Genomic DNA, 9,665 nt, shown 5'->3' with positions numbered 1-9,665 from the left:
AGCAGCGGCCCGGCGGGCGGCGGCTCCGGCAGCCGGGCGACCAGCGCCGCGAACCGCCCGTCCACGAGCCCGCAGAGGCCGGGGCCCGCCGCGGTCAGCGCGGCCTCCAGCCGCGCGGCGACCGCGGGATCGCTGACGTCGGACACCACGCAGTGGTAGGCGGCCGCCGGGTCGAGCGGCGCGAGCACCGGGACGGCCTCGCCGTGCAGGAGCTGCCGGAGCATCTGCACGCGGCTCTCGCGGGTCGTCCGGGCCATCTCCAGCTCGGCGATCCGGTGGGCGTGCACCATCCGGTGGACGAGCCGGGTGGTGATCTCGTCGATGCGGGACACGCCGTCCAGCAGCACCCCGTCGGGGACCCCGGTCCGGCGGCCGTCGGCGACGAGCGACCGGACGAGGTGCGCCCGGCCCGCCTGGAAGCCGTCCAGGAGCGCGGCGACGGGCACGCCCTGCCGGGCGCGGTCGGAGCCGAGCCGTCCCGCGGCGGCGAGGACGTCCTCGCCCGGCCCGCCGGTCTCCAGGGCCGCGAGGACGCCGCGGACGAGCGCCCGCGTGTGCCGCCGGGTCTCCTCCACGGGCAGCGCCGCCACCAGCTCGGACCGGCTCCGCGCCGCGCGGACGGTCGCCTCCAGCGTCACCGGGTCGTCGCCGCGCTCGATCAGCAGCCGCAGGAACCGGTCGCTCTCGCCGGTCTCCTCCCCTCCATGCATGCCCCCATTCTGCGCGGCCGTTGTCCCGGACGGACAACGGGGCGGCTCCGGCTTGGGCGGCGCCCCCTAGCGGCCCCGTCCCCTCCTGGTGTTCGGTGGGCGTAGAACAAGCGCGCCAAGGAGAGCCCCCATGTCCGAGGACGAGAAGTTCATCGAGAAGCTGCCGACCGACCTGATCTTCCGGCTGCCGCCCTCGTTCGACACCGTCGAGGAGGAGCGCCGCCACCGCAAGGAGCGGCTCGCGGCCGCGCTGCGGATCTTCGGCAAGCTCGGCTTCGAGGAGGGCGTCGCCGGGCACATCACCGCCCGCGACCCCGAGCGCACCGACTGCTTCTGGGTCAACCCGTTCGGGATGTCCTTCAAGCACATCACGGTGAGCGACCTGATCCTCGTGAACCACGAGGGCAAGGTCGTCGAGGGCCGCTACCCGGTCAACGAGGCGGCGTTCGCGATCCACTCCCAGGTGCACCAGGCCCGCCCGGACGTCGTCGCCGCCGCGCACAGCCACTCCACGCACGGCCGCGCGATCTCCGCGCTCGGCCAGAAGCTGGAGCCGATCACCCAGGACGTGTGCGCGTTCTACCAGGACCACGGCCTGTTCGACGACTACACCGGCGTCGTGACGGACCTGGAGGAGGGCAAGCGCATCGCCGCCGCCCTCGGCGACTCCAAGGCCGTCATCCTGCGCAACCACGGGCTGCTGACCGTCGGCGACAGCGTGGACGCCGCCGCCTGGTGGTTCATCACCATGGAGCGCTCGTGCCAGGTGCAGCTCCTCGCCAAGGCCGCCGGGCAGGTCGTCCCGATCGAGCACGAGAACGCCGTCCTCACCCACCAGCAGATCGGCAACGACCTGGTCGGCTGGATCAACTACCAGCCCCTGCACGACCAGATCGTCCGCGAGCAGCCCGACCTGTTCGACTAGGTCCGGCGACGTTCGCCCGTAAGGCCCCCGCCCTCGTTCGGGCGGGGGCCTTCGCCGTGCCCGAGCCAGCGAGGCGTCATTCGGCGGCGGGCGAGGGCCGGGCGCGCGGGTCGTGGTGGGCGAGGAGGACGCGGGCCATGCGCGCGAAGGCGGCCCGGTCCGCGGCGTCCAGCGGGGCGAGCAGCTCCGCGTCGAGCTCCGCGGCGCGGGCGGCGACCGCGTCGAGCTCGGCCCGCCCCTCGGCCGTCGGCTCGACCACGTAGCGGCGGCGGTCCGCCGGGTCGCGCTCGCGCCGGACGAGCCCGGCGCCCTCCAGCCGCCCGACCACCTCGACGAGGTCGCTCGGGTCGATGCGCAGCCGCCGGCCCAGCTCCCGCTGCGAGGCGTGCCCGGAGTCGTCCAGCGCGGCGAGGACGGCGAAGTGCCACAGCCCGAGGCCGTGCTCGTCCATCATCCGGCCCATCCGGGCCCGGCCCGCGCGCCCGACCTGGGCCAGCACGAACGTCGTGATCCCCCAGAGCCGGGGCGGCAGCCGTCCCGGGCCCGGGTCGGGCGTCTCGTCCATGCGCGCTATTGTAGGGGCGCACCAATCGTTGGTGGACACCCACGAAATGGAGAACGGCATGGACGCGCTGTACCCGCGCCTGCTGGTGGACGACTTCGCGGCCTGCGCCGCGTTCTACGAGGCGGCGCTGCGGGAGCTGCTCGGCGTCGGCCCCGCGAAGGTGCTGCCCGAGGCGGCGTACGCCGACTGGGACCTCGGCGGCGAGAAGGTCCTCGTGCTCATGGGACGCGACACGGTGGCGGCGGCCGTGGGCACGGCCGGCTCGCCGCCGGCGCGCGACCGGGACCGCTCCATGCTCGTCTTCCGGGTGGACGACGTCGACGCGGCGGCGAAGGCGCTGCTGGAGCTCGGCGCCTCCCCCGTGACGGAGCCGAGGGACCGTCCCGAGTGGGGGCCGGGCCTGCGCACGGCCCACCTGCGCGACCCCGATGGGAACCTGCTGGAACTCCAGTCGTACTGAGCCTGAGCCCGGGCCGTCAGGCCAGGACGGCCGCGTCCTCGGTGAGGGGCAGCAGCACCTGGAAGCGCGTGTCGCCGGGGGCCGACTCGACCCGGATGTCGCCGCCGTGGCGGTCGGCGACGATCCGCCAGGAGATGTCGAGGCCGAGGCCCGTCCCCTCACCGACCGGCTTGGTGGTGAAGAACGGCGTGAAGATCCGCGTCAGGTTCTCCTCCGGGATGCCCGGCCCGGTGTCGCCGATCTCCACGAGCGCGTTGTCGTTCTCCCGGGCCGTCCGGATCGTCAGGGTCCCCGAGCCGCCCATCGCGTAGAGCGCGTTGACGATCAGGTTTGTCCACACCTGGTTCAGCTCGGCGGCGTGGACGGGGACGGGCGGCAGATCGGGGTCGTAGTCGGTCTTCACCGTGACGCCCTTGCCGATCTTGCGCTTGAGCATGGTGAGCGTGCTGTCGAGCAGCTCGCGGAGGTCGGCGCGCGCGTGCGTGGCACGGTCCATCTGGGAGTACTGCCGGGCCGAGTCCAGCAGGGTCGTGATGCGGCCGACGGCCTCGGAGATCTCCGCCTGGAGCTGGGCGACCTCCAGCACCTCGGCGAGCCACCGGAAGGCCGCCGGCACGTGCTCGCCGGCGGCGGCCTCCACCTCCGCCGCCTCGGCGGTGCCGATGCCGGCGGCGACGAGGCCGGGCGCGAGGTCCCAGGCGTCCTCGACGCCGTGCTCGTCGAGCCAGTCGCCGAGCTCGTCCTCGGCGTCGCTGACCTCCAGCGGGCCGCGCCGGGCCGCCGGCGCGGCGGAGCGGAGCAGGTCGGCGCGCAGCGTGACCAGCGCGGCCAGATGGGTGCAGTCCACGCCCTGCGCCGCGAGCTCGGCCAGCCGCCGCTGCGCGCCGAGCAGCCGCTCGCCGAGCTCGGCGCTGGCCCGCGCGGCGGCCGCGGCGGGGTTGTTCAGCTCGTGCGTCAGCCCGGCGGTGATCGTGCCGAGCGCGGTGAGGCGCTCGCGCTGGTCGACGGTGCGGCGCAGGTTGTTCATCCCGAAGAAGACGCCCGCGAGCAGGTGCGTCGCCATCGGGAACCACACGCGCACGGCCTTGGCGAACTTGCGGGCGGGCAGCGCGAACACCCGCGACGGCCGCGTCGCGCGCAGCGTGTGCGGGTAGTTCTGCTCGATCTTCTCGTCCAGGTACGCCTGGACGGCGCCACCGTAGGTGCCGGGACGCGACGTCCGGCTGACCTCGACGACGTGGCCCCGGACGTTCTGGCTCAGCACCATCTCGCCGTCGAGCAGCACGTAGAAGAAGTCGGCCGCATCGCCCTGCGCGCAGATCACCCCGTCCTCGGGGTGCTCCTCGACCGTCCCGTACCGCGACAGCCAGCCGAGCTGCTCGTCGTCGAGGTCCTCGAAGAGGAACAGCGCGCGCAGCTCGTCCGGCGTCGCGGTGGTCACGTCTGCTCCAGGTAGCGGTGGACGAGCGCGACCGCCATCGCGCCGTCGCCGACGGCGGAGGCGACCCGCTTCATCGACTCCGACCGGACGTCGCCGGCGGCGAACACCCCGGGCACGCTCGTCTCCAGGTGGTAGGGCTGGCGGGCGAGCGGCCAGCCGGCCGGGCGGCGGCCCCCGGCGACGAGGTCGGGGCCCGTCAGCACGTAGCCGCGCTCGTCGCGCTCGACGCAGCCGTCGAGCCAGCCGGTGCCGGGCTCGGCGCCGATGAACACGAACAGCCAGTGCGCGTCGATCGTCTTCAGGCCGCCCGGCCACGCGAACGTGAGCCGCTCCAGCCGGTCCGCGCCCTCCGCGCCGCAGATCGTCTTGCCGGTGTGCACCTCGATGTTGGGCGTCGCGGCGATCTGCTCGATCAGGTAGTGCGACATCGACTTCTCCAGGCCGTCCGCCCGGACGACGATGTGCACCTTCTTGGCGTACCTGGCGAGGTACACGGCGGCCTGCCCGGCCGAGTTCGCGCCGCCGACGACCGCGACCTCCTCGTCCACGCAGGACGGCGCCTCGGTGAGGGCGGCGCCGTAGAAGACGCCGCGGCCGACGAACTCGTCGACGCCGGGCGCGCTGAGCCGCCGGTACGACACGCCGGTGGCGAGGATGACGGCGTGCGCGGCGATCTCCGTGCCGTCCGCGAGCCGCACCACCCGGGCGGTGCCGCGCGTCTCCAGCGCGGTGACCTCGCCGGCCTGGAGCAGCTCGGCGCCGAACCGGTCGGCCTGGCGGCGGGCCCGGTCGGCGAGCTGCGCGCCGGACACCCCGTCCGGGAAGCCGAGGTAGTTCTCGATGCGGGAGCTCTGCCCCGCCTGGCCGCCGAGCGCCCGCCGCTCGACCACGACGGTCTTCAGGCCCTCGGACGCGCCGTACACGGCGGCGCCGAGCCCGGACGGGCCGCCGCCGACCACGACCAGGTCGTAGAAGTCGGTGGACGGCGAGGTCGGCAGCCCGATCGCGGCGGCCAGCTCGGCGTCGTCCGGCGCGGACAGCACGGTGCCGTCGCCGGTCACGACGATCGGGAGCTCCGGCGACCCGGCGGCGGCGACGAGCTCGGCGCCCTCGGGGTCGCCGTCCATGAGCCAGGTGTAGGGCACCTGGTGGCGGGCCAGGAAGTCGCGGATCTCGTACGACCGCGGCGCCCAGCGGTGGCCGACGACGCGGAGCTGGTCCGGGACCTTCCGGTCGGTGCGCCGCCAGGCGTCGAGCTGGGCGTCGATCACCGGGTAGAACTTCTCCTCCGGCGGGTTCCACGGCTTCAGCAGGTAGTGGTCGAGGTCGACCACGTTGATCGCGCGGATGGCGGCCTCGGTGTCGGCGTAGGCCGTCAGCAGGACCCGGCGGGCGAACGGGAACAGGTCCATGGCCCGCTCCAGGAACTCGACCCCGGTCATCTCGGGCATCCGGTGGTCGGCCAGCAGCATCGCGGTGTCGTCGCCGCGCAGCCGCAGCTCGCGCAGCGCGTCCAGCGCCTGCGGGCCCGACTCGGCGCGGACGATCCGGTACGACTCGGCGTACCTGCGGCGCAGGTCCCGCGCCACGGCCCGGGACACGCCCGGGTCGTCGTCGACCGTCAGCAGGACTGGTTTGGACAACGCGTCTCCCTCGATCCGTACATCCCAGCGGAAAGCCTACGTGGAACCGGGCGTATCGCCATGCCCGGGACGGGCCGGGCACGGCGTTTCCGGCCCGGGGCCGACCCCGGCGCCCGGCGCCCGGAGCGCCATCGGCCAGAATTCGGGCATGGACCTGCGTGTTGCGCTGATCGGCTACGGCACCGGGGGGTCGGTGTTCCACGCCCCGCTCGTGTCCGCGGTGCCCGGGCTCCGGCTCGCCGCCGTCGTCACCGGGAACCCGGAACGGCAGCGGGCCGTCCGGGAGCGGTATCCCGAGACGAGGATCCTCGACAGCGCCGACCGGCTGTGGGAGGCCGGCGGCGCCTACGACCTCGTGGTGGTCACGGCGCCGAACCGGCAGCACGTGCCGCTGGCCCGGACGGCGCTGACGTCGGGGCTGCCCGTCGTGCTGGACAAGCCGGTCGCCGCGACCGCCGCCGACGCCCGCTCGCTGGCCGCGCTGAGCGCCGTCCGGGGCCTCCCGGTGATCCCCTTCCACAACCGGCGCTGGGACGGCGACTTCCGCACCGTGCGGCGGCTGGTCGATGAGGGCGCCCTCGGCGGCGTGCTGCGGTTCGAGTCCCGCTTCGAGCGGTGGCGTCCCAAGGTCAAGGCGGGGTGGAAGGAGAGCGGCGACCCGCGCGACGCGGGCGGCATCCTCTACGACCTCGGCTCGCACCTGATCGACCAGGCGATCGCGCTGTTCGGCCGCCCCGAGCGCGTGTACGCGGAGATCGACGCCCGCCGGCCGGGCGCGGCGGCCCCCGACGACGTGTTCGTGGCCCTCGCCCACGCCGGCGGCGTCCGGTCCCATCTGTGGATGAGCGCGACCGCCGCGCGCCTCGGCCCGCGGTTCCGCGTGCTGGGCGACCGCGCCGCCTACGAGGTCTTCGGCATGGACGGGCAGGAGGACGCCCTCCGCGCGGGCCGCACCCCCGCGGACCCGGGGTTCGGCGTCGCGGACCCCGAGGCGTACGGCCGCGTCGGCACGCCCGGCGACGAGCGCCCCGAACCCACCGAGGACGGCGCCTACCAGGAGTTCTACGCCGGGGTCGTCCGGACGCTGCGGGACGGCGCGCCGCCGCCCGTGGCGCTCGCCGACGCGATCGCCGGCCTGGAGGCCGTCGAGGCGGCGATCCGCTCGTCCCGCGAGGCGGCGGTCGTGGCGCCCGGGCCCTGAGCCGCCCCGCCGCCGTCCCGGCGCCGTCGCCTCGCTAGAGGACGGAGACGTGGACGTGGTCGAAGTGGTTGGCGGTGATGCTGCCGCGGTCCTCCATGGCGCGCCATCCGCCGCTGCCGCGCATGTCGTAGATGCGCTGCTTCCAGATGACGTACTTGATCCCGAGCCGCGACGCGTTGCTGATCACGTACTGGGCGACCTGGTCGCCGTGGGCCTGGGCGGAGGCGCTCGGCATCTTCCCGCCGGTGCTCTCCATGAAGTCGCAGGCGCGGCCCGAGCCGTGGTCCTGCGGGTCGCCGGGGCGGGAGCAGCCGATGGTCGGAAACGGCCCGAACCGCCCGTCGATCGCGAGCAGCGCCGTCCGCATCCGCGCGGTCATCGAGTTGCCGACGATCGGCGACTTCGCGCCGCTGGCACCGTCGGGCCGGCCGCCTCCGGCGGGCGCCTTCGTGCGGGTGGCCTCGGGCTTGTACTTGGCGAGCAGCTTGCGGACGCGGGTCCGCTGGCCCTCCAGGTCCTCGATCTCCTTGCGGACCGCGTCCAGCTTCGCCTGCGCCGCCTGCCGGGACTGCGCGGCCTGGTTCGTCAGCGCCTGGAGGTTCTGGACCCGGCGCCCGTTGTTGCGGCTGATGTGCTCGATGACCGCCGCGTCCCGGACCGCCGTGCCCGGCTCCGCCGCGGTGATCATCGGGATCGTGTCGAGCCGGCCGGTCATGTAGGTCGTGGACGCCAGCCGGGCGACGCCGGCGCGCGCGGTCTCGTAGTCGCGGCCCGCCCGCTCGGCGTCGGCGCCCGCCCGCTCGGCGGCCTTCTTGGCCTCCTCCAGGGAGACGAGCTCGCCCCGGTACTCCTTCGACAGGGCGTCCGCGCGCTTCTTCAGCTTCGCGTACTCCTTCTTCAGGTCCTTCTTCTCGGCGGGCGCCGACGGGACGCCGGCGGCGCTGCCGGTGACGGGCGGCAGGACCGCCGACACCCCCGCCACGAGCGCGAGCGCGGCGAGGCGCCGCATCGTCCGGCGCCCGCCGGAGGGGCGCGCCGACGCGGGCGCCGTCCTGCCGAGGGGATCGAGGGCGGCCACAGATCTCTCCTAGATAACAGGCCTCACAATTGGCGGCACGCTACCACAATCGCCCTATTAGCCTCATAAGCATCAGAGAACACATAGAGTAACATCAAGACTACGAAATCGTGACGACCCTATACGAAGGGCCGTACCGCCGGTCGGTGGTACGGCCCTTCCCCGCCCCGGGTTCAGTTCGCCGGGGCGCCCGTCACAGGTCGACGAGGTCCTCCCAGCGCGGCGCCCGGGGCTCCCAGCGCAGCCGCAGCCCGGCCTCGGCGGGCGTCCGGTCGCCCTTGCGGTTGTTGCACCGGCCGCACGCGAGCACGGTGTTCTCCCAGGTGTTCCCTCCGCCGCGCGACTGCGGGTGGACGTGGTCGATCGTGTTGCCGCGCTGCCCGCAGTACCCGCAGCGGCCCCGGTCGCGCAGGTAGACGCCCCGCTTGCTCCACGGCGGGCGCCGGCCGTGCCGCCACCGCATCGCCACGTAGCGGACGAGCCGCAGCACCCGCGGCACCGGGAAGCGGCCGATGCTGCGCCCCTCCTCCGCCTCCTCGACGACCGCCACCTCGCGCACCAGCATGCGGATGGCGTGCCGCAGGTCCACCTTCTGCAGGGGCTCGTACGACGCGTTCAGGACGAGCACGTTCATCGGGTCACCTCCCCAAGCCCGCGTGCCGCTCCTCCACCAGGATTCGAACCTGGATATCCGCATTAACAGTGCGGCGTTCTGCCGTTGAACTACGAAGGAATGGTCCGGCAATTCTGCTGCCTTCCGGGCTTTTCCCGGGAGACGTCATCAGAGTGCCGATACGGGGGCGGAGGCGGCAAGGCATTTTCGGTCCGGCGCGGCGGGGGGCCGGAACCCGGGAGGCGCGCCGGCACCGACGGTCGGGAGCGTCAGCCCGTGGTCGGGAGCGCGTCAGCCGGCGGTCGGGAGCGCGCTCACCGCGGCCTGGTACTCCCTCGACTCACGCTCCACGCGGAAGCCGAGCTCCTCGTTGACGGCGATCATGTGCGCGTTGTCGCCGGCGTTGTCGGTCTCGATCTCGCGGACCTCCGGGCGCTCGGCCGCGAGCCACTGGAGCATCGCGGCCTTCACCCACAGGCCGAGCCGCCGCCCCCGGTGCTCCGGGGCGACCGCCGTGTCGTACTGCGCGGCGCGGCCGGCGGCGTCCGCCGGGACGACGACCTCGGTGAAGCCGGCGATGGCGTCGCCGGCGAGCGCGGCGACGGTGTAGAGCTCGTCGCCGCGCTTGGCGACGACCTCGGCCATCTCGCGGACGCGGTGCGCGTCCCAGGGCGTCCCCTCGTACTCGGCGAGGTCGGCCATCGCGGTCTTGGCGTGGGCGAGCGCGTCGGCGTGCTCGTCGGGGACGACGCCCCGCCAGCGGACGAGCCGGTACCCGCGGGGGCCCTCGGCGACGAGCCGCGCCACCCGCTCCGGGGAGACCTCGTCCAGCTGGAGCAGCATGCCCTTCAGCGTCAGCACGCACTCGAAGCCGTGCGACTCCAGGAACGGGACGGCGGGGGTGCCCGCGAGGACCTGCGCGATCACGCTGGACCGGCCGTCGGCCCGCAGCCCCTCGGCGGCCACGGCCAGCAGCCGGGCGCCGAGCCCGCGGCGCCGCCACCCGGGGCGCACCCGGACGTCGATCTC

General features: G+C 74.3%; 10 protein-coding genes and 1 tRNA gene. 3 read left to right on the top strand and 8 right to left on the bottom strand.

From position 1 onward, the window contains the following. Nucleotides 1–710: RsbRD N-terminal domain-containing protein (locus E1300_RS43540; RefSeq protein ID WP_503104947.1), on the bottom strand; the 710-nt coding region annotated here is incomplete at its 3' end. A 130-nt stretch (nt 711–840) separates the two neighbouring features. On the opposite strand from E1300_RS43540, the gene E1300_RS43535 reads away from it, so the two are divergent. Continuing rightward, on the top strand, nt 841–1,635 hold the full coding sequence (locus tag E1300_RS43535; protein ID WP_165503256.1) for a class II aldolase/adducin family protein: 795 nt from the start codon (nt 841–843) through the stop codon (nt 1,633–1,635). 76 nt (nt 1,636–1,711) lie between these two features. Here the strand turns inward: E1300_RS43535 and E1300_RS43530 are convergent, their stop codons facing one another. Next, nucleotides 1,712–2,200 (bottom strand): MarR family winged helix-turn-helix transcriptional regulator, encoded by a 489-nt coding sequence (locus E1300_RS43530; protein WP_131763137.1) that lies wholly within the window; start codon nt 2,198–2,200, stop codon nt 1,712–1,714. A gap of 31 nt (nt 2,201–2,231) precedes the next feature. Here E1300_RS43530 and E1300_RS43525 point away from each other — a divergent pair, with 31 nt between their 5' ends. Beyond that, complete coding sequence (locus E1300_RS43525; protein ID WP_242619776.1) at nt 2,232–2,660, top strand: VOC family protein; 429 nt, start codon at nt 2,232–2,234, stop codon at nt 2,658–2,660. A 16-nt stretch (nt 2,661–2,676) separates the two neighbouring features. Here the strand turns inward: E1300_RS43525 and E1300_RS43520 are convergent, their stop codons facing one another. Continuing rightward, nucleotides 2,677–4,101: an ATP-binding protein gene (locus E1300_RS43520; protein WP_131763136.1), complete on the bottom strand. Its 1,425-nt coding sequence runs from the start codon at nt 4,099–4,101 to the stop codon at nt 2,677–2,679. Then, a complete protein-coding gene (locus E1300_RS43515) occupies nt 4,098–5,744 on the bottom strand; it encodes an FAD-dependent oxidoreductase (protein WP_131763135.1) in 1,647 nt (548 codons plus the stop codon). The genes E1300_RS43520 and E1300_RS43515 overlap by 4 nt, the downstream gene beginning before the upstream one ends. 148 nt (nt 5,745–5,892) lie before the next feature. Between E1300_RS43515 and E1300_RS43510 the strand changes: the two genes are divergently transcribed. Further along, a complete protein-coding gene (locus tag E1300_RS43510) occupies nt 5,893–6,945 on the top strand; it encodes a Gfo/Idh/MocA family oxidoreductase (RefSeq protein WP_131763134.1) in 1,053 nt (350 codons plus the stop codon). Between the two features lie 34 nt (nt 6,946–6,979). Here the strand turns inward: E1300_RS43510 and E1300_RS43505 are convergent, their stop codons facing one another. From E1300_RS43505 to E1300_RS43490, 4 genes are all read right to left on the bottom strand, one after another. Further along, on the bottom strand, nt 6,980–8,023 hold the full coding sequence (locus E1300_RS43505; protein ID WP_242619775.1) for a VldE C-terminal domain-containing protein: 1,044 nt from the start codon (nt 8,021–8,023) through the stop codon (nt 6,980–6,982). Nucleotides 8,024–8,216: 193 nt separating this feature from the next. Next, nucleotides 8,217–8,657 carry an HNH endonuclease gene (locus E1300_RS43500; protein WP_131763133.1) on the bottom strand — a complete coding sequence of 147 codons (441 nt, stop codon included), beginning with the start codon at nt 8,655–8,657 and terminating at the stop codon, nt 8,217–8,219. A gap of 28 nt (nt 8,658–8,685) precedes the next feature. Beyond that, nucleotides 8,686–8,756, bottom strand: a tRNA-Asn gene (locus tag E1300_RS43495). 171 nt (nt 8,757–8,927) lie between these two features. After that, nucleotides 8,928–9,665, bottom strand: a 738-nt coding sequence (locus E1300_RS43490; RefSeq protein WP_131763132.1) for a GNAT family N-acetyltransferase, incomplete at its 5' end; no start/stop codon positions are given.

This window comes from Actinomadura fibrosa (genome assembly GCF_900659615.1).
GTDB classification, from domain to species: Bacteria; Actinomycetota; Actinomycetes; order Streptosporangiales; family Streptosporangiaceae; genus Spirillospora; species Spirillospora fibrosa.
The sequence above is the reverse complement of the archived record's forward strand: the minus strand, read 5'-3'. Positions and strand labels throughout refer to the sequence as shown.